This is a genomic window from Propionigenium maris DSM 9537 (assembly GCF_027925155.1).
Taxonomy (GTDB): domain Bacteria; phylum Fusobacteriota; class Fusobacteriia; order Fusobacteriales; family Fusobacteriaceae; genus Propionigenium; species Propionigenium maris.
The window spans coordinates 60,057-84,879 of the sequence record NZ_BSDY01000003.1 but is presented as its reverse complement, the minus strand read 5'-3'; the positions used below and the strand labels follow the sequence as shown (position 1 = coordinate 84,879).

Genomic DNA, 24,823 nt, shown 5'->3' with positions numbered 1-24,823 from the left:
GCTGGCAGCTTTTTTTAGTGCAAAGCTAAATGAAGTTCTTGATGTATTCACTATCCTTCATAAGCTCCTTCTCCTTAGCTCTCTCCCTTTCCAGGCCGCTCTCTTCCACAAACTTGATGATCTTTTCATCTGTAGGAAGGTAGGAGATTTGATACCTTTCATTGTTTATGAGCTTCATATCGATCCTTGTCTTCTCTCCAAACCATGTCAGGATTACCTCTGTTTCCCTTACTTCCTTACCGTCCTTGGATACAAGGGATGATCTTTCAGCAGACCCCTGGGGAGCTCCATATTTATCCACGAGGATCTTCTGCATCTTAGTGTAGTTTGTAAGGTCTCCATCCTTTATCTTCTGAGTATAGCTTCCCTTTATAAGCTTATCCTTAAGCATAACGTACTCTACATTAAACTTTCCTGCAGACTTCATAGAATCCTCAAAGGAGTAGAGCTGTCTCTCCCAGTGATACTTTCCATAATCCTGGACATCCTTTGAGACCTCCATCTTTTTATTCTTCTCACTTTTCTTTACAGTAGCTAGGTCGGACCCCCACTCAACATTACGGAATCCCTCTCCAAAAGCATTGACTGCAAGTACAAGGGCAAGTGCCAGAGTGATCTTCTTCATAGATAGTACCTCCATATATTTTTAATTTTTTTAATCGGTTTATCTGAAGTTATCATTTTGACTGGAGTAAAGAGAGAAAAGTTGTTTTAATTTGGTTAAAGTTTAATAAAAAAAAGTTAATGAAAATGGGGGTTAAATTAAAAAGATCAAACTAGAAAACCCCGGAGAATTTTCCGGGGGATTCATTTAAAGGTTTAATTTAGATACTTCTTAAAAGGGGAACGTTACTCCAATCCCTTCCTCAGGTTTTCAAGGTTTTCTCTCATGATTATGAGGTAGGATTTTTTCCTCTTGAGATCATCCCTGGTAACTCCTCCCAACTGGTGAAGCATTAGAACCTCCACCCCTGTTTCATTGGAGATTAACTTGGCAGTCTTGCTGTTCACCAGAGCTTCCTGGAAGATATACCTTTGCCCGCTTGCTGCTACCACCTCTATAACCTTTTTGAGATCCTTGGGGCTTATTTCCGCATTGGGAGAGAGGTTTTTATAGACGGAGATGTAATCCAGTCCATACCTTCTGGTGAAGTAACCAAAGGAGAAGTGACCTGCATAGATTATCTGCTTATGAGTAGACCCTTCAAGGGTTTCTACGATGTCCTCACTGAGTTTTTCCAGCTCCCTACTGTAGATCTTAAAGTTTTCCCTGTAGTAGTGTGCATTTTCCGGGTCCCTTCTCTCAAGCTCCTGGGTGATATTTTCTACAACTTTAATATAGAGGAGAGGATCCAGCCAGATATGTGGGTCCAGATGGTGGTGGTGTCCCTCATGGGAATGGTCATCGTCCTCCTCCATAGACATGAGAGGGATTCCCTGGCTTGTGGAAACTGTTTCCACCTCTACATTCCTCCTGAACTTTTCTATCCAGGTCTCCATCTCCTCATTGAGATAGAGGAAGACATCGCTCTTATTTATCCTTGCAATATCCCTTGGGCTTGGCTCAAAGGAGTGGGGCTCCACGCCTGGAGTAACCAGGAGACTGACCTCCACCCTGTCCCCACCGATAACCCTTGCAGCATCGTAGACTGGAAAGATGGTAGTTGCTACCTCAAGTTTTCCATAGGCTGCCATGGACAGCAGTAAAAATAATATTATCTTTTTCATATTTCTCTCCCTAGATTCGTAATTTTTTAAGTGATTTACGACTATTATACTCTATTTTTTTATTTTTTCAAATTATTTTGAATATATTTATAAAGATAATCAAAGTAAAATGAAGGGGGAAGAATTGAGTAATGGAGTTTAGTAAAAGTACTACACAAAAAAACCTCCATGGAAATATCCATAGAGGTGTCCTTCTATCCCATCATTCTATTTGATCCCTTAGATCTTCCCTTATTACTCATGCATCCTTTTCCACCCATGTGGCCATTCATCTCCAATCCAAATTTCTCCTTCATCTCCATTCTGTAGTTCAGGGCATCTTTTTGTTTCTTAGCCTGAAGCTTAGATTTTTCATCGATGAGTTTGTTGATATTTTTCTGATTTGGAGTTTCAGCTAACATCTCTCTTTGAATCTTAAGGTTAACATCCTTTATGTCCAGCATAGCTGCTCTCATCCTGTCTCTGTGCTTACTGTGAAGCTCTGAAAACTCCTTCTGCTGCTCTGGTGTAAGGTTTTCCACCTGCTGAGTTATCATGCTTCCCCTGTGGTTGTGGTTCATCCTTGATGAGTTGTTCCCGTGATAGTTGGAGTATCCCTGGGCAAAGGCTCCTGTTGATACCACCACAGCTAAAACTGCAATTATTTTCTTCATACCTATACCTCCTAATTGATTAAATTCTCATTCCTGTTATTCTCTAATACTACAGTTTCCCTGTGACAATTCTGTGTCTGGCAGATGAAAAATCCGGGAAAGCTTATTTTAATAGTAGGACAAAACCTTATTTAATAATCCCGAATAATAAAAAAGTATTCCTTTTTAATGAAGTTGTTATAGATAACAGGTCATTTTTTAAGGAGTGCTTATAAGTTGATTATATATGGTTCTGTGGGAGGATAAACTAATTAAAAGATTACAGTTTTTATTGTATCTATAGTATAATATTAATACTATTAAGAGATCGAATGTTAACAAAATATATGGTGGAAATTAGGGAAGGGATGTGTAGTAGAATGGAGATAAATGGGCGAAAGAATGATGGATTACTAGAGGAGATTAACTATATTAAGGAGGAACTTTACAAAGAAAAGCTTAAACTCCAAAGAGAGAGGAAGGCCTTTTACTTTGTGAAGAAGCTTGCCAAAGTTATAGTTTCAACTAATTCCATAAAAGAGATGTCCAAAAAGGTCTATGAATCCATGAGGCAGGCTTATGGAGAGTGCACCATAGGAATAGCAGTAAACTCCCCTGAAAGGGAGAGAGTTTGCAACTGTTTCTACCATGAGATGGACAGATGCCTTGATTTTGAGGATATTCCCTATAATGAAAAGGAGAGCAAGCTCTTAAAGACTATACTTCATGAGAGGGAGTTTTTATATAGCGGTGAGAGGGTTAGAGAACTTACCAAGTTTGTGGGAAGTGTTCCCAGAGCCTGTTACTTTGCCCCCCTTAAGATGGAGAAGGAGGTAATAGGAGCTTTTACATACCAGAGTTATGAAAGGGATGAATTTTCCCTAGAGGAGCTGGAGGTGTGCCGGGAGCTGGTACCCTTTATGACCATAGCTCTAAATAATACCCTGCAAAATAAGAAGATACTGGAGGTTAACCGTGTTTTACAGAAGCACTCCAAGTACGATGAACTCACAGGTATCTATAACAGAAGATACTTCTATGAGATCTTTGAGGAGAAGTACAGGAAGGCCTGGAAGCATGGAGAGAAAACCTTCCTATACCTGATGGATCTCAATAACTTTAAGGGAGTAAATGATAATTTTGGCCATCACAGAGGAGATCTGGCCCTGAAGAGGGTGGGAGAGATACTCAAAGGAAGGTTTATCGGGGGAGATGTTGGAAGGTTTGGAGGAGATGAGTTTCTCTGCGGCCTCACAGGGATTACCTCCCAGGAGGCTCTGGAACTTGCCCAGAGGGTGACTACCGATATACATGATGAGGATATAAGCTATAACTTTTTGGGATCCAGGGTGGGAATCAGCATAGGAATACTTGAACTGGAGTCTGGCCGGGTGCTGAGGGATTACTTTAAGGAGCTAGATAACAACCTATACAGAGCCAAGAGGAGCTCAATTACAAAAATATATATGTCCAAAGAGTAAAGGGGAGCCACTTATGGCTCCTCTTTTTATTGTTAAGGTAAAGTATATAATTTTTAAAAAAATAACTTGAAGTAATGAGTGCTCCAACTGATTATCAGGATGCAACGTCACGTTGCTTTTTATGGGAAAGAAGCTAAAGATTACTCTTAATTCAAGAAAAATGAGATTTACACCACTTCAGCTCAGTCTAATTTTAATAATGTGCAGAGCTTAAAAGCAATAAAATTCAATATCTCACCATAAAAGAGAATGTTTGTTCTTATTAAAAAACTTATTATATATAGAAAAATTTGATGAAAACGACAAAAATCGTAAAATAGAAGACCCAGTCCCCTATAATGAAAAAGCTGTAACAAATATAGAGTAAAAGGGAGAGCAGAAAATGAAAAAAATTATTACAGGATCTTTACTGGGAATGGCACTGGCGGTTCCTGCAATGGCAGAAGCAGGGGACTTAAACTTTATGCACGAGCTTAATACTAAGCAGAGAAATGGCGGTGGTGGAGGGGGAGACAAAGCTGAATGGACCCTCTTTAAGGGAACAGTTGGAATTACCGATAATATCGACTTCTTTATGGATGTGGACAGAGATATCTACATGAATCAGAGGAGAGGTAGTAATGGTTCCAAGAAGGATGCCGGATGGGATACACTATTTGAATTGAGGTTTAAGACCGACGGATTTACCTTCAATGAGCAGAAGTTTGACTTTACTCCAACCCTTGGACTGGAGTGGGACTATATAGAGTATGACGGAGGTACAGCAGATGATCATACCACACAGGAGAATTACTTTATATCTCCTAGATTTTCAACAACAGTAGGAGGAGTATGGCTGGGGTTTGATCCAAGGTTCACATCGGACAATGTAAATGATGACACCTACCTGGAGCTGAGAAATCAGGTGGACTTCGGGTTTGAGGTTGCCGGATGGCAGTTCTCCAACTGGCTGGAGTTCTATCACTATGTAGGGGCAGATGAAGCCACTGGAGGAACGGCAGAAAGGGATGGGGACAGCTATGTGCTGGATATAGAGAACTACTTTGTAGTTCAAAGGCCTATAGTTAATAACTTCCACTTCTGGATGGAGTATGGGATAGAGGCATATGACACTATGCACAGCAATGAAAACTCAGATGTTTCCATGTATATTGAACCAAGGGTGGAGTACAGATATGATATAACCGAGGAGTATCACCTGGCTCCATATGCAGGATACAGATATACCCAGGGAGATCTGTCTAACAGCAGTGATGACAACTGGTCGGAAGTAGTTTTAGGGTTCAGAGCTAACCTGAAGATGTAGTATTGAATAAGAGAGACACGAGAGGCAAGGGAGTTATCTTCCCTTGTCTCCTTTTTATTATAAAGGAAAGTATGGGAGTTATAAAATGTTTACTTTAAACATCAAGGCACCTCACTAATTATTAGGGTGCAACGTCACGTTGCTTTTTATTGTATAGAAAAGTATTAAATCCTTTATGGAGTTGAGATTTTTAATCTTTAGAGGGTGTATCTCCACGTTGATTCAGTAATTTGCATAAGCAATTGGTGGTGGGGCAAAGGAATTATTGTATATAAATATATTAACATCCCTATAAAAGAGAATTTAAATTCTATTTAAAAACTAATTAAAACAATGGTTTTGTCAAAAAATACGACAAATGACGTTTTTTTAAGAGGGGATATTTATCTATAATAGGGTACTGTGTTAAATAAACTTAGTAAGGGAGAGAAAAAATGAAAAGAAAACGTTTATTAGCAGCGGGAATTCTTACTGTTCTTGGAGCCAGCACCTATGGAGCAGAGGCAGTAGATGAGCAGCAGGAGGAGAAGAAAATAAGCTTCTCCACAGGGATACAGCACACAGAGAGGCAGCAGGGAAGGATGACTGGAAGAGCCTATGACGGATATCCATCTGCAGCAGATGACCTCAATGAGGATGGAGATGTGACATCTATCTACACAAAACTGGGGTATAAGATAAATGATAAGTGGGCTGTGGACTATAAGTATTCCTATGACTACATAGATAACAATGAAAGATTTGGAAAGTACAGGGGGAAGGACGGTGCTCTTCACGACTCAGATAAGGACAGCGGACAGTTTATAAACCATACCTTCAGGGTGATAAGGACCTTTGAACCATTTAACCTTGCGGGGAAGGAGTGGGATTCAAGTGTATGGTTCGGATATAGAAACTACAGGGAGTCTAGCATAGAAGGAGGAGGAGACTACCAGTACCAAGGGTTCTCTTCAGACAGACTGCTCTTTAACGGTAATATGAATACAGCACTTACAGAGAAAACCAGCTTAGATCTAAACTTTAACTATCAGTACAGAACCTATAACAACGATGGTAGCGGATCGGATGTATATCAGCATAGACAATACTACACTGTAACCTTAGATCATAACTTCACAGACAGCCTTTATATGACTATAGAAAACACCCTCTATGTAAGACAGAATGTGCAGAGTTCTCACAACAGAGATTACGGTGAGTGGGACTACAGCTATACCCTTGGACACAACTATGACCTTGGAAGCGGATATATACTAAACTCTGAGCTTACTGCATGGGGAGAGGTTTCCCTGTGGGAAAAGGGAGGCAGAGAAGTACAGGATGACAACCAGGCGGAGCTAATAGCTATGCCAAAGGTAAAGAAGACATATGATCTTGGAGATGATATGGATATAAGTGCCTTTGTAGGGGCAGGATATGTGTATGGATATGATACCAGAACAAACAGGAAGACCTATTCGGGGTTTGAGGGAAGAACTGGTGTAGCCTTTAACGCAAAGATGTAAACAAAAAAGAACTCCTTTGGGAGTTCTTTTTATTTAATTTAATCATTGACCACCTTTAGAGGGGGTTTCTTAGTTGACATAAGTTTGATATTTCTTATCTTCTTCAGATATACTTGAGAACTTAGGTTTTGTGCAACGACACTTAATTTTTCAGCCTTCCCGAAAAAATATCCCTGAAAGATTCTGCAGCCGAGGTGGGAGAGGACTCTAATCTGTTCCAAGGTTTCCACTCCCTCGCAGGTAACCTTGAAGTTCTTTACCCTTCCCATGTCTACAACAGCCTTAACTATAAGGGAATTTATCTTAGATATGGAGATACTTTCAATAAACAGCTTGTCGATCTTCACTTCCCTTACTGGAAGCATATCCAGATAGGAGAGGGAGGAGTAGCCTATTCCAAAGTCATCTATGGAAACGAAGCTTCCTACCTTGTTGAGAGATCTTATCTTTACAAGGGTTTCCTCAAAGTTATTTATAGCTGATCTTTCTGTTATCTCAAAGGAGATTAAATTTGAAAATTCAGAATTTTTAAGGGTTTCCAAAATCTCTTCAAAGAAGTCATTGTTATCTAAGGAGATGGGAGAAAGGTTTATGGAGATCCTTCTCCCTAGGATCTCAGCTGCTCTCAGGGAATCCTCAAGTACAATTTTTGTGATCTCATTGATAACAGAGGACCTTTCAGCCAGGGGGATAAACTTGTTGGGAGAGATGATTCCCTTAATAGGATGAAGCCATCTGACTAGGGCTTCAAAGGAAACCTCCTCCCTTTCCAGATCAACCTTGGGCTGAAAATAGGTTTTAAACTCTTTTTGCCTGATTCCCTTTAAGATATCGGTCTGCATCTTCCTTTCCTCACTATTTCTGTTATCCTTGAGGTATCTCAGCTCCAGTAGGGCTGATTCCAGGAAATCCCTGGTTTTTTCACCGTGATACTCATGGAGGATATAATTTACCTTCATAAAGTAATTGTTCTTGTTGTGCTTATTAAAGTAATCCACCCTTTGGGTTATGGTTTTATTAATGTGCTCCAGGGAGGCAGAGTCAAAGTCCTCCAGCATAACAAGAAACTTATTTCCCTCCAGTCTCATTATATTATCCGACTTCCTAAAGACACTTCTAAGAATATTGATGAGGATAATAAGGAGGTTATCCCCTGCCTTCATCCCCAAGTTCTTATTGATGGAATCCAGGTTGTCGATTCCCACCAAAAAAACAGAAAAGAAGCGATCATTTGAATGGGATCTGTTCAGGTAGTGGGAGAGAAGCTGTAATCCCTGCTTCCTGTTATACACACCTGTAAGAAGGTCCTTTTTATTTAGGTGGTCGATATGGTTCTCCAATCTCTCCCTTTCCCAGAAGGATCTTGCCAAAAACCTTCCAAGGGGTATGAGGATGATAAAAAGTAGAAGAAAGGGAAGAAATATCCTCAGAGTTTTAAGCAAAACCTCCCTCTTGAGGTTGGATATAGTCACATCTGCCCCTGCAAGATATTTAACACCGTCCAGGGAGATCTGAGGAAGGTATATGGATCTATAGGAATCCCACATGTCTGAAGATCCCAGATAGACAGGCTTATGGCTGTCAAAGGCCTTTAAAGTCTCCTCAAGGGAGTCGTCTCCTGTTTCAGTGAGGGAGAGCCAGAATCCATTATTTTTGACCTCACCTATTTCCTGGGGTTTATCACTGAGAGCTGCATAAACTATCTCATCTCTATCCCTTATAAGAAGGTAGAGGTAGTCTACACCTACTTCCCTTCCCTTCTCATGGAGGGAGGTGAACTTTTCAAAGGTTTCAGCTGCTGAAAGGGAGTTTTTACCGAGGTCTTTATTTATAAAATCTTCTCCCAGGTAATACTTTATATTGTAGGCACCCACATATAATCTCCTGTCCACCTCTTCAATGGTAGTTTTATACTGCATATGAAGCAGCAAAAAAAACTGAAGGATGAGGCCAACAACAACAACTTTAATGTGCCATGAATATAGAATTGTGTTTTTAGAATACATCATAGCTTCCTCCATAGGGCTGAAAATTAGATCCTATCTGCAATTTACATTGGAATAGAGGGATTTCCTTTAAATCTTCTCACCTTAAAAAAGAAAGGGAGGAAAGAGGGGTATATGTAGAATAAGTGAGAGTATATTTTTATTATTAAGGAAAGTATAGAATTAAGAAAATCATATGAAGCAATTAGTATTACGACTGGTTATCGGAATGCAACGTCACGTTGCTTTTTAGGGAAGAGGGGTATTCTATGAAGAGGGGAATTGTATCTATCTTGGTGATGATAGTTCTCCTTGCCTGCGGCAGGGAGAGGGAGAGTATAGAGGAGAAGCAGGAGGTAAAGCCTGTAAAAACCATAGAAGCTATAAGAAGAAGCATTAAAAAGGAGGTAGTGGGGAACTCGGATATCCTTCCCATGAACAGAGTTACCCAGATAACAAAGCCCGGAGGAGAGGTAGTGGAGATAGGGTATAAAAATGGTGACCTGGTGGCCAAGGGAGACCTGGTGGTAAAGATCTACAATGAGGAGGTAATCTCAAGATATGAGAGGGCCAGGGCTGAGAATATAAATAGGGAAGCCCAGATGGAGAGAAGAAAAAAGTTTGCGGAAAGGGAGAGAAGAAGGGATCTTCAGGAAGCTAAGGCAGCTTATATCCAGGCCAGGGAGGAGCTTTCTGCTGCTGAAAAGAGGTGGCAGGAGGGGCAGATAAACTATGAGAGAAACAGTCAGCTCTACAATGAAGGGCTTATATCTGAGATAGAGTTTCTACAGCTGGAGAGCAGCTACCAGGAGGCTAAAGCTACCTATACCTCTCTGAAAAGTGGCGGTGTGGCTGAAAAGAAGGATAAGTATGAACTGGCTGCCTACAGGGTGAAGGAAAAGGAGTGGGAGTATGACATAAGGGAAGCTGTATCTGCCTATGAACTTGCCCTGGCAGAGTATAATGCAGCTAAGAAGGACTATGATGACCTGGATATAAGAGCCAGGATAGGTGGCCGTGTGGCAAATATGGACCTGGATCTCTACGATGAGATAGATGAGAATATTCCCCTCTTTGATATACTGGACACCCAGGTGGTAAGGGTGGAGACAACAGTGGCGGGATCGGATATATCCCATATATCCCTGGAGGATAAGGTAGAGGTATGGGTAGAGGACCTAGAGGAACGTTATATTGGGGAAGTCTACGAGATAAATCCCCAGGCTGATATAGCTACCAGAAGGTTTCCTGTAAAGGTGGCTATAGATAATCCCCAGGGGAGGCTGAAGAGTGGTATGTATGCCAAGGTAATAATGAAATCGGTTACTACTGAGGGCCTTGTAGTTCCCAAGGAAGCTGTGATGATAAGGGAGCTGGTTGAGTATATAGCAGTAGTAAGAGATGGTGAAGCTAAGATACTGGCTGTCTCTACAGGTATCTCAGAGGACAACCAGGTAGAGGTAAGGGGAGATGGATTAGAGGAGGGAGACAGGGTAGTGGTAAGGGGACAGTACCTCCTTGAAGACGGTGACAGGGTAAGGGAGGTGGAGTAGATGAGAGGAATACCGGCACTTGCCATTCGTAAGCCAGCCACTACCCTTATGCTTATAGTTACCATGGTGGTAGTAGGAGTACTGAGTTTAGGTGAGATGCCAGTGGAGCTTCTGCCAAACTTTAATATTCCAGTGGTAACTGTTACCACCACATGGAGGGGGGCAGTTCCAGAGGATATGGATAAGCTGGTGACCAGAGAGATAGAGGATGCGGTCACAGAGGTAGAGGGGGTAAAAGATTTCTATTCCTTCAGCAACCAGGGGATCTCCCAGGTAGTAGTGGAGTTTGACTATGGAGTGGACACAGATAAGAAGGTGGACCTCATCCAGACAGAGGTGGATAAGATAAGGGGGGATCTTCCAGATGATATAGATGAGCCTATTACAGATAAGATAGATGTAGGGGGAGAAGCTGTTGTAATAATCGACTTCAGCGGAAAAGATCTCCAGGAGCTCCGTTCCATAGGGGAAAATATTATAAAGCCCAGGTTTCAGAAGATAAGGGGAGTGGGTGAGGTAGTGGTTCGGGGCGGACTAGAGAAGGAGGTCCTTATCGAGGTGGACCCCTATAAGCTGGCCTCCCACGAGCTGGATGCAGGGGATGTATACAATATTGTAGCCAGCTCAAATATAAATATCCCAGTGGGAGATGTAAAGTCGGGGGAGAAGAAGTATTTGGTTAAGTTAGAGGGAGAGCTGACCACGGTGGAGCAGGTAGCCGGGGTAGTCCTTAAAAATGACGGGGGAGGTATTCTTCGTCTCAAGGATGTGGCCAGGGTCTCTCTATCCAATAAGGAGAGGGATTCCTTCTACAGGGTCAACGGGGAGGATGCAGTATCTATCCTGGTAAGCAGAACCGATGACGGAAATGCTGTGGAGATAGTGGAGAAGATAAGAAGGGATATGGAGGAGCTGAGACTATATATTCCAAGGGGAAGTGAACTTACAGTGGGGTATGACACATCTAAGTTCATCAACCAGTCCATAGGTACAGTTAAAAACAATGCCATCACAGGACTTTTTCTGGCCTCTATAATACTCTTTCTCTTCTTAAAGAGTATTAAGGCTACCGGAGTAATAGCTATGGCTATACCAGCTTCCATAATATTTACCTTTGCTTTTATGAACCTCAAGGGGATATCTATAAATGTCATATCCCTCATGGGCCTCTCCCTGGGAGTTGGAATGCTGGTGGACAACTCTGTAGTGGTGCTGGACAATATCTACAGGCACTATAGGGAACTCCACAAGGAGCAAGTTGAAGCCAGCCGGGAGGGGGCAAGCGAGATAGCCATCCCCATTATAGCTTCCACAGCTACAACGGTGGCTGTTTTTATTCCCATCATCCTTAGGGAGGGTTTAGCCAAGGAAATATTCAGTGATATGTCCTATACAATAACCTTCTCCCTTCTAGCTTCCCTTATTGTTGCTCTGACCTTTGTTCCCATGGTAGCCAGTAGGTTTCTTGCTGGGGAGAACAGTGTAGAGAAAGAAGGCAAGGTTCTTAGCAGGGTGAAATCTATCTATGAGCAAATCCTTATAGCCAGTCTTACCCACAGGTGGAAGACCCTTGTGGTCTCTGGAATCCTCTTTGTGGTAGCACTTATCCTCGGAGGATATACTGGAGGGCAGTTTATGCCCGATCAGGATGAGAGTCAGTATACTATAGTGGCAGAACTCCCGCCTGGTATGGAACTGAACTTTGCCGATAGGATCTCCCGTTCCATGGAGGAGCTCACAGCTAGTGAGGCAGAGAGGGGAGAGACCGTTAGGTACAGCTCATCGGGAAGCGAAAGCCGGGTGGCCATTAATGTGGAACTTGTAAAGAAGAGGGAGAGGAAGCGGGATGTATTTGAGATAGTTTCGGGGGTGAGGGGTCTCTTCAAGGATATTCCCGATGCCAAGCTCAACTTTATCACCACGTTTAGGGGACCGGAGTCAGGTGAAAGGGAGTTCCAGTTTGAGCTCTACTCTACAAACTACCTTCAGCTGGAGGAGGTTTCCAGAAAACTCATAGAAGCTATGAGGGGGAATGAGGGGCTTGTGGATATAAAATCCTCCATAGAGGGAGGTGGGCCCCAGGCCAAGGTAATAATAAATCGGGACAGAGCCCAGTACTATGGACTCAGGATAGCGGATATAGCCCGTATACTCAGTTACCAGATACTGGGGGATAATCCCATTACAATAAAAACAGATACCCAGGAGGTAGATGTAACGGTGCAGTTGGCTAAGGGGTTCAGGAGATCCCTGGCCAAGGTCATGGATTCCTCTATTCGTCTGGCTAATGGCAGAAGTATTAAACTCTCCGAGGTAGCCAGCCTCAAGGTAGAGGAGGGAACGGCCCAGGTGGAGAGGAAGAATAAGATAAGGAAGGTGACCCTGGGAGCGAACTTTGACAAGGGGTATACCCAGAAGGATGCCCAGGTGTATATGGAAGGAACCTTTAGGGAGATGGAGCCTCCCAAGACTGTAACCTATGGTTACGGGGGAGAGGGACAGAGGTTAAACGATACCATGGCTGATCTGAGGTTTGCTATGATCCTTTCTATCTTCCTGGTTTACTTTATCCTGGTATCCCAGTTTGAATCCTTTATCCTGCCATTTATTATAGTGGGGGCTATTCCCCTGTCTATAATAGGTGTATTTTTCGGTCTCTTCTTTACAGGGATGAAGTTTAATGTAATGGTTATGGTGGGAATAATAATGCTGGTGGGGATAGTGGTAAATAATGCCATAGTCCTCATCGATTATATAAAACTTCTGGAAACAAGGGGAGAGGGAACAGTTGATGCTATGATAGAAGCAGGGAAAACAAGATTAAGACCAATAGCTATGACCACTCTAACTACAGTGTTTGGGATGATTCCCCTTGCCATAAGCCGCGGGGAGGGAGCAGAGATGTATAACAGCATGGCTATAGCTGTTATATTTGGGCTTTCCCTCTCTACCCTGCTGACACTGGTAGTAATTCCTGTAATGTACTATATAGCAGAGGAGCCCTTTAAAAATACTATGGGGGACTTTGAAAAAGTGAGGGAGAAATAGAAAAGAAGGCTGTAAACAGCCTTCTTTTTCATTGGAAGAGGAAATCTTCTGTTAGTTTGCTAAGCTTTAGAGGAGATATTTCTAGTTATAGAAGGGATCTTTGTGTTTAATTAATATGACTAATTGGTTGTAGGGATGAAATTATTAAGGTATTATCTTTGGTTTGATAGGCTTTTGAAAACAAAGTTTTTTCTAGTCTAATTTTTTTGTTTTAAAGTTTGATTTTTTAAGTTTCTGTAGGAAGATAAGCTAAGAAGATCCCGCTTCTTCACTAGATTTCATTTAAAAGGAAATACTTTCCTCTCATTGTAAATTATATTAGCAGGTATATTGTATGAAAAGGAGAGAACTATGAACTTGAGACCCTTAGATGAAAAGAAAAGAAATCATATAAAAGAAATTTTAAGTAATATTGCTCTTTTGGGTGGCTTTTCCCCTGAGATGACCGATGCCATTATCTCCAACCTCAATGAGGTCTCTGTAAAGAAGGGTGATTATATCTTTCATGCAGGGGACTCCCCTAAGAATATCTATATAATCCTCGAGGGGAGGGTAGAGTGTTACTTTGATAACAAGAAGGTTCATGAATTTTCCCAGGGACTTAGTCTTGCAGAGGCAGCTGTTATAGGGATACAGAAGTTTAAATCCGATGCCATTGCTGCAGAGGACTGTGAGCTTCTTGTACTCTCTAAGATGAAGCTTCTGGAGCTATTTGAAAATGATAAGGAGGTCTTCAGTCTTCTTATTTTAAACATTGCAAGGGAGCTGGCCCGTAGAATAGCAGCCATGGGAGATGCTCTGAGAAACTATAAAAATCTAGAAGAGAAAAAGGAATAAAAAAAGAAAGGAAGGAAGACCTTTCTTTTTTTAGTATTAAGGAAAGTATAGAATTGTAGATTATTACTATCGTAAAAAATCCCATGTATAAAATTGGAAGTGTGGAGCGCCACGCTCCTTTTTAGTCTATGGAAACCTTTAACTCCTGGGATATGTTTTGGGCACACTCCCTGGGAGAGAGAGAGGGGCGGATATAGAACTTAGAGCTCCTTATGTGGGAGTTCTCAGTTTCAAGGGTTGATATTACCTTCTCCTGCTCCATAAGCTTCTTCTCCCAGAAGGTTTTATCTAATTCAGAGGGAAGGCACTTGTTCACAATGAGGTTTTCTGTTTTTATTCCAGCCTCTTCTAACTCTGTAAGGGCTCTTTGAGTCTCCTTGAGGGCCATGATCTCAGGATTTAATACAAAGTTAAATATACAGACCTCTCTGTCCCTTAAGATCTTTCCTAAGGCGCCAAACTTTCTCTTCCGTTCACTTAAAATCTTTAGGACCTTATCACTCTCTACAAGGTTTCTCTGAAGGGTTTTCATCTCCTTTAACCTGAGGATCTTCCTTCTCTTCCTTATGAGGGTCTCGGTCCAACCTTCCAGGAGTTCAGGGAGCTTTATCAGCCTGAGGGTATGACCAGTAGGGGCAGTGTCAAATATCAGGTAATCATATTCAGGGCTGTTTAATATTATCTCTCCCATCCTCTCAAAGAGGGCTGCTTCATGGGTCCCCGGGCTAATACTAGCAGCTCTTATCTGCTTCTTTATCTCATCCAATATAACGGGGCTGACTATCTTTTTACAGTTGTCCATAACACCTTCTAGATACTTATGACTCTCATAGTGAGCATCGATCTCAAGGAGATCTAAACCCTCCTCTACTCTGATACACTCTCCCCTTCCCTCTTTACATGAAAATATATCTCGGGTGGAGTGGGCGGGGTCTGTGGAGATCAGTAAAACTTTCTTTCCCTCTTCAGCTCTGCCTATGGCATAAGCTGAAGCACAGGTGGTCTTTCCTACTCCCCCCTTTCCTCCAAAAAACACAATCTTTCTCAAATTAATTACCTCCTTAAAGGGGACAGTCTGTTACTTTACTCTCCCAGACGGAATCCTTATCTGTCATTCTGAGCTCCCAGGAGGCCATCTCCTCCTCCAGGTATGGAAGGAGCTCAAGGGTGTAGTAGCTTATGGGAAGGGGGATACCCATATTTTCAGAGAAGCAGATAAAAAGGAAGTCGTCTATCTCCTCCTGGAGAACCTCTCCAATCCTCTCTGAAGACATCCTCTTGAAATCAAAAGCTCCCTGAAAAAATAACCTTATATCCTCTAGCCTCATTTGTAAACCTCCTCCAAGAAAAGGGAGCTGTCTACAGCTCCCTAAGATCTATACTCTATCTGTAGCTTCCTTCTCCTCTGTAACTTTTCTGTTGAAGGCTGATTTAGCTTCAACGATAAGTATTATAGCCAAAATAAATAGAGCTACAGCAAAGATAAGGAGTACCGGGTTGGCCAGGTTTGACTTTATGATTAATAGCAGAGCCGACAGGGTTACTGCAAACATAAATACCATAGGAATACTGGCAACCTTATATGCTCTTCCAGTCTGCTTCAGCCATACAGCCAGGGATAGCAGAGTAAGAGCAGAGAGAAGCTGGTTTGCCGATCCAAAGAGGGGCCATATGGTAGTCCAGCCGTTAAAGCTGAGGTATCCACTTATTACCACTGTGACAACTGTAGCGCCGATCTTATTGGATAGTTTTCCAAGGGCAGGAACCTTCTCCTCAAACTCCCCGGCCATCTCCTGCATAATAAACCTTGCAAGTCTTGTAGCTGTATCCAGACTGGTCATTGCAAAGGCTGATATAGCAAGAGCTGTAAAGCTTTTTCCCGTTGTAAATGGAACTCCAAGGGTAGTCATAAAGTTACCTAGTCCGTCAGCAAAAACATTTATAGGACCTCCTGCTGCAAGAAGCTCTCCCAGCCTCTCCTTTGAGAGGTAGGCTGCTGTAACTATAGCGATTACTGCAAGGACACCCTCTATAAGCATGGAACCGTAGCCAACAAGCCTAATATCTTTTTCATTATCCAGCTGCTTAGAGGTGGTTCCTGATCCAACAAGGGAGTGGAATCCAGAAACAGCTCCGCAGGCAACAGTAACAAAGAGAAGGGGAAACATATATTTTCCTCCCACATTGAAGCTTGTAACTGGAGCAAGGCTCAGGTTGGGCTTCATAATGAGGGCTCCCAGGAATCCTCCAATAAGCATAGCGTAGAGGAGGAAGGAGTTTAGATAGTCCCTTGGCTGGAGAAGGATCCATACAGGGGTAATGGAAGCTATAAAAACATATGCCAGAAGAATTATCATCCATGTATTCTTACTGAGACTGAGAGGGAAGAGAGTTCCAACGTAGATACATCCAAAGAGGAGGATCACTCCAACGATACTTCCCATAGCCAGACTTGCTCCTCTACGATAGACAAAAAAACCAAAGGCTACAGCAAGGGCTATAAATAGCAGTGATGCCGATGCTGCTTCTGGAGTAGATACAAAGGTACTAGCCACAATATTAGTAAAGGCCGCAACAACAAGTATCAGGGTAAGCCATGCAAAGACAGCAAAAAGCTGCTTTCCTCTCCTTCCCATGGTGGAGCCGATTACCTCTCCAAGGGACCTTCCTTTGTGTCTCACGGAAGCAAAGAGTGCCCCCATATCATGGACTCCACCGAAAAAGATGGAACCTATGATTATCCAGAGAAGGATGGGAACCCAGCCGAAGATGGCTGCTGCTATGGGACCTACAATGGGTCCAGCTCCAGCGATAGAGGAGAAGTGGTGGCCCAGAAGCACAGGTGCCTTTGCAGGGACATAGTCTACCCCGTCGTAGAGATCGTGGGCAGGGGTCTTTCTCTTGGGATCGATACCCCACTTGGTGGCCAAAAATCTACCATAGAGGATATAGGCAGCCAAAAAGATAATAACCGTGGATAAAATCAGCCAAAATGAATTCATAATACTACCTCCTTATAATATTTAGGGACTGAGAATATTCTGGATAAACTTCAGTTCCTTTCTACCTTCCCTATTGGTGGCTACCCTTTTTTTCTCAGGGTCTACACAGATAAGCTTACAATTGACCCATCCCTTAAACCCAAAGGCATAGCTACGATAAAAACGGAATTTTTTTATGTAATCTGGTTCCCCATCTTCAAACTCAGAGATAAGGATAAGGGTCAGACATGTAGACATATGATCTGACTTGGGAGGAGCCATGAGAGAACACTTCTTTCTGATAAACCCCTTCAAGGTCTCTATATCCCTTCTTGTAATCTTTTCAGGGTAGCTCTTGCAGAGGATAACCTCATTACTTTCAAAGGACTCATAGGTTAATTCCTTAAAGGCAAAGTATCTGGTAATCTTTTCATTGTACCTTCCTCTAAAATCAAAGTTCATACCCTCTATATCCACATTCTTTTCTATGTCAAAGCTTGTTAAGAGCTTATTTGTAAGTATTCGGCTAAAATCTTTAGTATTCAATATCGATCACTCCATCTTTTTACTGATAATAGAGTATACTCCCATATATAGCAAAAACAAGAGGGGTGTCTTTTTTTAATTAATGAAAAGTTGAAGGACACATAAAAAAATGAAGTTTTGTAACCTACTTTACAAAACTTTTAAAAGTTTTGCTATATCATAGCTTCAATACACTTTTTCATTCAATGAAAAAATTAAGGGGGGATTTTTATGATTAAGCTTATTGGAGTCCTGATAATAATAGTGGGCTTCCTATTGAAACTGGATACCATTGCTGTAATACTGATAGCTGGCATCTCTACAGGCCTTGTGGCTGGGATTGACTTTATGGATATTCTTTCTACCTTGGGGGCGGCCTTTGTAAAGACAAGATATATGACACTTTTTCTACTGACACTTTCTGTAGTAGGAATCTTAGAAAGAAACGGATTGAAGGAGAGAGCGGCCAAGTGTATCTCCTCCATGCAGTCAATTACCAGTGGAAAGGTACTTTCCATCTACATGGTAATAAGAACTGTGGCGGCAGCATTTTCTGTGAGGCTGGGGGGGCACGTGCAGTTTATAAGACCTCTTATCCATCCCATGGCCCAGGGGGCAGCTGAAAGCAGGGGCGGGTCCCTGGCAAAAGATTCCAACGACAAGCTAAAGGGAGTTGCCTGTGCTGTGGAGAACTATGGTAACTTCTTCGGACAAAATGTTTTTGTGGCCTCTGCAGGTGTTTTGCTGGTAGTGGGGACCCTTCAGGAGTTGGGGATAGTGGTAACACCATATGATGTTTCTAAGTCTGCTATTCCAGTGGCATTTATATCGGTATTTCTCTCAGCCATCCAGAACTACCTGGTGGATAGGGGACTCAAGGGATCTAAAGGGATCAAGGAGGAGAGGTAATGAAGAGCATAATTCTTGAGGGAATGTATATTCTCACTGGTCTTGTAGCCATATCTACAGGTTTCTATGCATTGCTGGATAAGGAGCACACTAAAAAGGCAGGGACCGCTGTCTTCTGGATAATCTTCGGGGTTATCTTTATGGGAGGGAAGGCTATACCAGACTACATTGTGGGAGGGTTAATTCTTGTAATGGGGGTTCTTACAGCTATGAGGAGAGTGGGGGCTGGATCTCAGTCGGTTTCATCTGAGGAGTATAGAAGAAGGAAGAGTGAGGGGATAGGTAACCTCATCTTCCTGCCAGCTCTGACCATAGGAGTGGTAGCCTTTGCCACTGCCCAGTTTACCTCCCTTGGAGGTCTTGTTGGACTTGGACTGGGAGTACTAGTTTCCCTTGTGCTGACCCTGATAATCACAAAGGAAGATCCCAAGTATGTGGGATATGAGGGATCGAGGATGCTTCAGCAGATAGGAGCTACAGCTATCCTCCCCCAGCTGCTGGCTGCCCTGGGGGCCCTCTTTGCCATGGCTGGTGTTGGAGAGGTGATCTCCCAGGTAATGGGGGGAATCGTTCCAGAGGGAAGCAGGTTTGCAGGAGTGGCAATCTACTGTATAGCTATGGCGGTCTTTACTATAATCATGGGTAATGCTTTTGCTGCCTTTGCTGTAATTACAGCTGGTATAGGTATTCCCTTCGTTTTCTCCCAGGGAGCTAATCCTGCCATTGCAGGAATCCTAGGTCTTACTGCAGGGTATTGCGGGACCCTTCTTACTCCCATGGCTGCCAACTTCAATGTTGTACCAGCAGCTATAATGGAGATGGAGAATAAAAACGGAGTTATTCTGGCTCAGCTGCCTGTTTCTATGGCTATGCTGGCTATTCATATTGTACTTATGTATTTTTGGGCATTTTAAGGAGGATGAGGATGAGATTACTTATTACAGGATTTGACCCCTTTGGAGGAGAGAGCATAAACCCAGCATGGGAGGCTGTAAAGCTTCTCCCAGATATGATAGAGGAGTTAGAGGTTATAAAGATGCAGATTCCAACTGTATTCCACAAGTCTACCGAGGTACTCCTTGAGGGGATAGAGAAGCACAGACCTGACGCTGTTATCTGTGTGGGGCAGGCTGGTGGAAGGTATGAGATCTCCATGGAGAGGGTAGCCATCAATATAGATGATGCCAGAATAGGGGATAATGAGGGGAATCAGCCGGTGGATGAGGCCGTTTATCCAGAGGGGGAGAGTGCATACTTTACCAACCTTCCCATTAAAGCCATGGTGGATGAGGTGAGAAGTATAGGGATACCAGCATCTGTATCCAATACTGCAGGGACATTTGTGTGTAATCACATTATGTATTCCCTTCTGCACAATATAAGGAAGTATGGGGTAACTGCCAGGGGAGGGTTTATCCATGTTCCCTATATCCCGTCTCAGGTTATTGGAAAGAAAAATACCCCCTCTATGGACCTCGATTCAATAGCAAGGGGACTTCAGGCTGCCATAGGAGCAGTGGGGAGGTATGAGAAGGATATCAAGGTAGAGGGGGGAGCCGAGTTTTAGAGCCTTACCTTGATAGCTACAAGGTTTTAAGTTCTATTCAAAGAAAGGATAGTGCCTTCCCCTCTGAAGGTAGTAGTGAAAATAAAGAAAGTGATGGAGGAAGCCCACTGTGGGCTTTCTTTTGTTTTTGAGGGGAGTGAGTCGGAGAAGCTATGGAATTATTTCATTGGATGTTTATAAAAAGGCTCCTGTATTTATAGGAATAAACCTGTTAATATATAGTATAGGTTAGAATTACAGTCTGCAGGTGCTTCTTGAAACCTCATAGTGACGATAGGCGGAAGTAAAGTGCAGGCAAGATATTTTTATTATAAGGAGGAAGGGTTTATTTAAAAGGAATAGACCTATTTATATATGAAGAAGCTAACAATTATAGATATAGCAAGGATGGCTGGGGTAGGGAAATCAACGGTTTCCAGGGTGATCAATGGGGATCCGGGAGTTAAGAGGGCAACCAAGGAAAAAGTACTTAAGGTAATAGAGGAGGTAAACTTTATTCCCTCCAGGAGTGCCCAAAGTATGAGACTGAAGCAGAACAAGGTCATCGGTATAATCAATACCCGTCTAGGTTCGAGGTCTGAAAACAAAACCATCAAGGGCATATTAGAGGTCCTCTATAAAAATAACTACGATGTGATTATCCTAGAAAGTGATTTTTCGAGGGAGAAGACTGTGGAACACATGGATGTTCTCAGGGAGAAGAATATTGCAGGGGTGATAATCTTTGCCATAAGCGGAATGGACTATGCCTTCCTGGAAAAGATGGATATTCCAGTTGTCATGGTAGCCAAGGAGGTAGAGAACTTCACAAGTATTGCCTACGATGACTACAGTGCCATAAAGAGTGTTATGGGTTACCTGGAGGAAGAGGGAAGAAGTAGGATCGCCTATATAGGGGTGGATCATAGAGATATCACCACTGGTTATATAAGATATTCAGCCTACAGGGACTGGTGTAAGACAAATAAACAGAAAGATATATCCAGGTTTGGCGACTTTTCCTATGAGTCGGGTTACAGGCTGGCCAAAGAGATATTTGAGGCGGAAAGGGATATAGAGGCAGTGGTGTGTGCAACGGACAATATAGCACTGGGAGTAAGGAAGTTTTTAACCGAAGGGGCAATGGAGAATATAGTGGTTACAGGTATTGGAAATGATAAGCTTCTGAAGTTTTTATATGAGGACCATATCTCTATAAACTTCAGGTATGACGAAGCAGGAAGAAAAGCTGCAAGGAGTATAGTGAAGAAGATACAGGGAGAAGAGGTTGAAAACACCCTGATAGAGGGGGAGCTTGTTAAGCTCTAGAAATACTTCAGGGATAGATATTAAATATGATTTGAGGGGTAGATATCTATCCCTCCTTTGTTTTATTTAGGGTTATTTTTTCTGTTTTCAGTTTTTTTATTTGGTTTTTGTACGAATCATTTGACTTTTTTAAAAGTTTGTTATATGATTAAACAAATTAAGGGAACGTTCCCAAAAAGGAGGGGGTTATGGCTAAAATATCTAAGGATGATGTAAAAAGTTTGATAGTTCTTGTGGGGGGAAGGGATAATGTGGCAGGAGTTACCCACTGTATTACAAGGATGAGGTTTGCTCTGAAGGATGAGAGTAAGGCTGATATTGAAAAAATAAAGGAGCTAAAGTCGGTAAAGGGGTGCTTTACTAATGCTGGTCAGTTTCAGGTAATTATCGGGCCGCAAGTTAAGGATTTCTATAAGGCGTTTATAGGAGAAACAGATATTAATGCTATGGATAAGGCTGCTGTTAAAAAAGCCGCCCAGAAAAATATGAATATTCTAGAGAGAACCATCTCTCACCTGGCTGAAATTTTCGTACCACTTCTTCCTGCTATCATTACAGGAGGACTTATTCTGGGGTTTAGAAACCTTATAGGGGATATCAAGATGTTTGAGGGACAGACACTTACTCAGATTAGTGTTTTCTGGGCTGGAGTCCATTCATTCCTATGGCTTATAGGGGAGGCTATCTTTCACTTCCTTCCAGTGGGTATCACCTGGTCGGTTACAAGAAAGATGGGAGGAACTCCTATTCTGGGGATTATCCTTGGTATCACCTTGGTGTCACCTCAGCTTATGAACGCCTATCTGATAGGTTCTCAAACTCCAGAGGTGTGGAATTTTGGTAAGTTTACCATTGAAAAGGTAGGATACCAGGCACAGGTTATTCCTGCAATGCTTGCTGGTGTTGCTCTTGCATGGATTGAAACTAAGATGAGAAAAATTACTCCGGCATCTATTGAGATCGTTGTTGTTCCATTTATAGCTATACTTGGATCCGTTCTTCTTGCACACACTGTTATCGGTCCCTTTGGAAGAACCATTGGAGACGGAGTTGCATTCCTTGCAAAGGCTGCTCTTACTGGTCCCTTTGCCATTGTAGGTTCTGCTCTCTTTGGTTTCCTATACGGACCTCTGGTTATTACAGGAGTTCACCACACTACCAATGCAGTAGATCTTCAGCTAGTACAGAATTTAGGAGGAACTATGTTGTGGCCTCTAATTGCTCTTTCAAATATAGCCCAGGGATCTGCAGTACTTGGTATAGTTATGGCTAACAAGAACAAGATGGAGAGAGAGGTTTCAATACCTGCTGTAATCTCAGCTTATCTTGGAGTTACTGAGCCGGCTATGTACGGTATAAACTTAAAGTACAAGTTCCCCATGCTGTGTGCAATGGTTGGATCGGCACTGGCTGCTGTTATTGCGGGAATCTTTGGAGTGATGTCCAATGGTATAGGGGTTGGAGGGATACCTGGAATTCTTTCCATTAAACCGCAGTACTGGGGTGTCTATGCTCTCTGTATTGTAGTGGCTATTGTTGTTCCTACAGCACTGACAACGGTGATCTATCGGAAGAAGAGGGCAACGAACACCCTGTAGGATCCTGTAGTTGAATTTAAATTTAGAAGTGAAAAGATAAAAAGGAAGGTTTTATATGTCATTTGAAAAAAGTGTAGTTTACCAGATATATCCCAAGAGTTTTAGGGATACGACAGGTAATGGAAGGGGAGACCTTAGAGGAGTTATAGAGAAGTTAGACTATATCAATGAGCTGGGAGTGGATTATATATGGCTTACCCCCATCTATCCATCTCCTATGAATGATAACGGCTATGATGTAGCTGATTATACCTCTATAAACCCTGATTTTGGTAGCATGGAAGACTTTGAACTACTAGTAGCTGAAGCAGAGAGAAGAGGAATTAGTATCATGCTGGATATGGTATTTAACCATACCTCTACGGAACATGAGTGGTTTAAGAGAGCCCTGGCAGGGGAGAAGAAGTATCAGGACTACTATATCTTTAAGGATCCAGTAGACGGGAAAGCCCCTACCAACTGGGTATCTAAGTTTGGAGGAAGTGCCTGGGAGTATGTGGAGGATATGGGGAAGTACTACCTTCACCTCTTTGATGTGACCCAGGCTGACCTTAACTGGGAAAATCCAGAGGTGAGGGAGGAGATATATGCAGCTGCCAACTTCTGGCTTGAAAAGGGAGTAAAGGGGTTCAGGCTGGATGTGATAAACCTCATCAGTAAGCCGGATATCTATGAGGATGACACTATTGGAGACGGGAGAAGGTTCTATACAGATGGCCCAAGGATCCATGAGTATCTCAAGGAATTAAATGAGAGAACCTTTGGAAGGTATGAGGAAGTAGTTACAGTGGGGGAGATGAGCTCCACCTCCATAGAAAACTGTATCAGGTATTCCAATCCTTATGAAAAAGAGCTCTCCATGACCTTCAGTTTTCACCACCTTAAGGTAGATTATGAAAATGGCGATAAGTGGTCGCTGAAGGACTTTGACTTTAAGGAGCTTAAAAAACTCCTTAACAGATGGCAGACTGAGATGGATAGGGGTGGAGGGTGGAATGCACTCTTCTGGTGTAACCACGACCAGCCAAGGGTAGTTTCCAGATTTGGAGATGATGTGAACTACAGGTCGGAGAGTGCTAAGATGCTCGCTACGTCTGTTCATATGATGAAGGGGACTCCCTATATCTACCAGGGTGAGGAACTGTCTATGACCAATGCAAAGTATGGCTCTATAGATAATTACAGAGATGTAGAATCCCTGAACTACTATGAGATACTTAAGGGAGAGGGGAGGCCTCAGGATGAGATCCTAAAGATCCTGGGAGAAAAATCAAGGGATAACTCCAGAACTCCCATGCAGTGGGATGACACTGTAAATGGCGGCTTTACTTCTGGGGAGCCGTGGCTTGCTACCACTGAAAATTACAGGGAGATTAATAGCAGCAGAGCTTTAGAGGACAGGGACTCTGTATTCTACCACTATAAGAAGCTTATCTCCCTGAGAAGGGAGTATGATGTTATCTCCCACGGGACCTTTGAGCCCTTTATGGAGGAGGACGAAGGTATCTTCGCCTTTAAAAGGAGGCTGGAGGATGAGGAGGTAGTAGTTATCAATAACTTCTATCCTGTTAAGAGGGAAGTGGAAATAGAGAGGATAGGGGAGTATGAGGTCTTAACCTCCAACTACAAGGATATTCACCTGGAGGAAGAGCAGCTTCACCTGAGGGAGTATGAAAGTATCGTTCTCTATAAAAAGAACAGTTAAGTTTAAGGAAGCCTATATAGGCTTCCTTTTGTACTTTTTTTGAATGATATTTTGGGAAGAGGAGCAGTGAAATAAGTTATGTAAAATGAAATGAAAATTCTTTTATATTTATAAAAAATCTTCTATATTTAAGGGGGTAAACCTGTTAGAATATA

General features: G+C 42.5%; 20 protein-coding genes. 12 read left to right on the top strand and 8 right to left on the bottom strand.

Annotation, left to right across the window (positions count from 1 at the left end; all coding sequences use genetic code 11):
• Positions 1-25: 25 nt before the first annotated feature.
• The 3 genes from QMG11_RS03830 to QMG11_RS03820 form a co-directional block, all read right to left on the bottom strand.
• The gene (locus tag QMG11_RS03830) at positions 26-625 is read right to left on the bottom strand and encodes a hypothetical protein (protein WP_281833585.1); all 600 of its coding nucleotides are present in this window, start codon (positions 623-625) and stop codon (positions 26-28) included.
• 224 nt (positions 626-849) lie between these two features.
• Positions 850-1,728: a metal ABC transporter solute-binding protein, Zn/Mn family gene (locus QMG11_RS03825; RefSeq protein WP_281833584.1), complete on the bottom strand. Its 879-nt coding sequence runs from the start codon at positions 1,726-1,728 to the stop codon at positions 850-852.
• A 194-nt stretch (positions 1,729-1,922) separates the two neighbouring features.
• On the bottom strand, positions 1,923-2,381 hold the full coding sequence (locus QMG11_RS03820) for a Spy/CpxP family protein refolding chaperone (protein ID WP_281833583.1): 459 nt from the start codon (positions 2,379-2,381) through the stop codon (positions 1,923-1,925).
• Between the two features lie 311 nt (positions 2,382-2,692).
• Between QMG11_RS03820 and QMG11_RS03815 the strand changes: the two genes are divergently transcribed.
• The 3 genes from QMG11_RS03815 (at position 2,693) to QMG11_RS03805 (ending at position 6,652) form a co-directional block, all read left to right on the top strand.
• On the top strand, positions 2,693-3,841 hold the full coding sequence (locus QMG11_RS03815; protein ID WP_281833582.1) for a sensor domain-containing diguanylate cyclase: 1,149 nt from the start codon (positions 2,693-2,695) through the stop codon (positions 3,839-3,841).
• A 382-nt stretch (positions 3,842-4,223) separates the two neighbouring features.
• Entirely contained in the window at positions 4,224-5,147 is a 924-nt protein-coding gene (locus QMG11_RS03810; RefSeq protein ID WP_281833581.1) for a hypothetical protein, read from the top strand.
• Positions 5,148-5,581: 434 nt separating this feature from the next.
• Positions 5,582-6,652 (top strand): TonB-dependent receptor, encoded by a 1,071-nt coding sequence (locus tag QMG11_RS03805; protein WP_281833580.1) that lies wholly within the window; start codon positions 5,582-5,584, stop codon positions 6,650-6,652.
• A gap of 38 nt (positions 6,653-6,690) precedes the next feature.
• Here QMG11_RS03805 and QMG11_RS03800 read toward each other — a convergent pair whose 3' ends face one another.
• Positions 6,691-8,661, bottom strand: a complete 1,971-nt coding sequence (locus tag QMG11_RS03800; RefSeq protein ID WP_281833579.1) for a bifunctional diguanylate cyclase/phosphodiesterase — start codon at positions 8,659-8,661, stop codon at positions 6,691-6,693.
• A gap of 245 nt (positions 8,662-8,906) precedes the next feature.
• On the opposite strand from QMG11_RS03800, the gene QMG11_RS03795 reads away from it, so the two are divergent.
• The 3 genes from QMG11_RS03795 to QMG11_RS03785 all read left to right on the top strand — a co-directional run bounded on the left by QMG11_RS03795 (position 8,907) and on the right by QMG11_RS03785 (position 14,075).
• Entirely contained in the window at positions 8,907-10,190 is a 1,284-nt protein-coding gene (locus tag QMG11_RS03795; RefSeq protein ID WP_281833578.1) for an efflux RND transporter periplasmic adaptor subunit, read from the top strand.
• Positions 10,191-13,238, top strand: a complete 3,048-nt coding sequence (locus QMG11_RS03790; RefSeq protein ID WP_281833577.1) for an efflux RND transporter permease subunit — start codon at positions 10,191-10,193, stop codon at positions 13,236-13,238. It begins immediately after the preceding gene.
• 351 nt (positions 13,239-13,589) lie between these two features.
• A complete protein-coding gene (locus QMG11_RS03785) occupies positions 13,590-14,075 on the top strand; it encodes a Crp/Fnr family transcriptional regulator (protein WP_281833576.1) in 486 nt (161 codons plus the stop codon).
• 121 nt (positions 14,076-14,196) lie between these two features.
• Here QMG11_RS03785 and QMG11_RS03780 read toward each other — a convergent pair whose 3' ends face one another.
• The 4 genes from QMG11_RS03780 to QMG11_RS03765 are packed head-to-tail and all read right to left on the bottom strand — an operon-like array spanning position 14,197 to position 17,602.
• Entirely contained in the window at positions 14,197-15,123 is a 927-nt protein-coding gene (locus QMG11_RS03780; protein ID WP_281833575.1) for an ArsA family ATPase, read from the bottom strand.
• 13 nt (positions 15,124-15,136) lie between these two features.
• The gene (locus QMG11_RS03775; protein WP_281833574.1) at positions 15,137-15,403 is read right to left on the bottom strand and encodes a DUF7990 family protein; all 267 of its coding nucleotides are present in this window, start codon (positions 15,401-15,403) and stop codon (positions 15,137-15,139) included.
• Positions 15,404-15,451: 48 nt separating this feature from the next.
• The gene (locus tag QMG11_RS03770; RefSeq protein ID WP_281833573.1) at positions 15,452-17,077 is read right to left on the bottom strand and encodes a carbon starvation CstA family protein; all 1,626 of its coding nucleotides are present in this window, start codon (positions 17,075-17,077) and stop codon (positions 15,452-15,454) included.
• 21 nt (positions 17,078-17,098) lie between these two features.
• On the bottom strand, positions 17,099-17,602 hold the full coding sequence (locus QMG11_RS03765; RefSeq protein WP_281833572.1) for a DUF8052 family protein: 504 nt from the start codon (positions 17,600-17,602) through the stop codon (positions 17,099-17,101).
• Between the two features lie 210 nt (positions 17,603-17,812).
• Between QMG11_RS03765 and QMG11_RS03760 the strand changes: the two genes are divergently transcribed.
• From QMG11_RS03760 to treC, 6 genes are all read left to right on the top strand, one after another.
• A complete protein-coding gene (locus QMG11_RS03760) occupies positions 17,813-18,490 on the top strand; it encodes a DUF969 domain-containing protein (protein ID WP_281833571.1) in 678 nt (225 codons plus the stop codon).
• Positions 18,490-19,404 (top strand): DUF979 domain-containing protein, encoded by a 915-nt coding sequence (locus QMG11_RS03755; protein ID WP_281833570.1) that lies wholly within the window; start codon positions 18,490-18,492, stop codon positions 19,402-19,404. The genes QMG11_RS03760 and QMG11_RS03755 overlap by 1 nt, the downstream gene beginning before the upstream one ends.
• 11 nt (positions 19,405-19,415) lie before the next feature.
• On the top strand, positions 19,416-20,057 hold the full coding sequence (gene pcp, locus QMG11_RS03750; RefSeq protein WP_281833569.1) for a pyroglutamyl-peptidase I: 642 nt from the start codon (positions 19,416-19,418) through the stop codon (positions 20,055-20,057).
• A gap of 354 nt (positions 20,058-20,411) precedes the next feature.
• Positions 20,412-21,365, top strand: coding sequence for a LacI family DNA-binding transcriptional regulator (locus QMG11_RS03745; RefSeq protein ID WP_281833568.1), 954 nt, complete (start codon positions 20,412-20,414; stop codon positions 21,363-21,365).
• A gap of 188 nt (positions 21,366-21,553) precedes the next feature.
• Positions 21,554-22,963, top strand: coding sequence for a PTS trehalose transporter subunit IIBC (gene treB / locus QMG11_RS03740; protein WP_281833567.1), 1,410 nt, complete (start codon positions 21,554-21,556; stop codon positions 22,961-22,963).
• Positions 22,964-23,018: 55 nt separating this feature from the next.
• The gene (treC, locus tag QMG11_RS03735) at positions 23,019-24,668 is read left to right on the top strand and encodes an alpha,alpha-phosphotrehalase (RefSeq protein WP_281833566.1); all 1,650 of its coding nucleotides are present in this window, start codon (positions 23,019-23,021) and stop codon (positions 24,666-24,668) included.
• Positions 24,669-24,823: the final 155 nt, after the last annotated feature.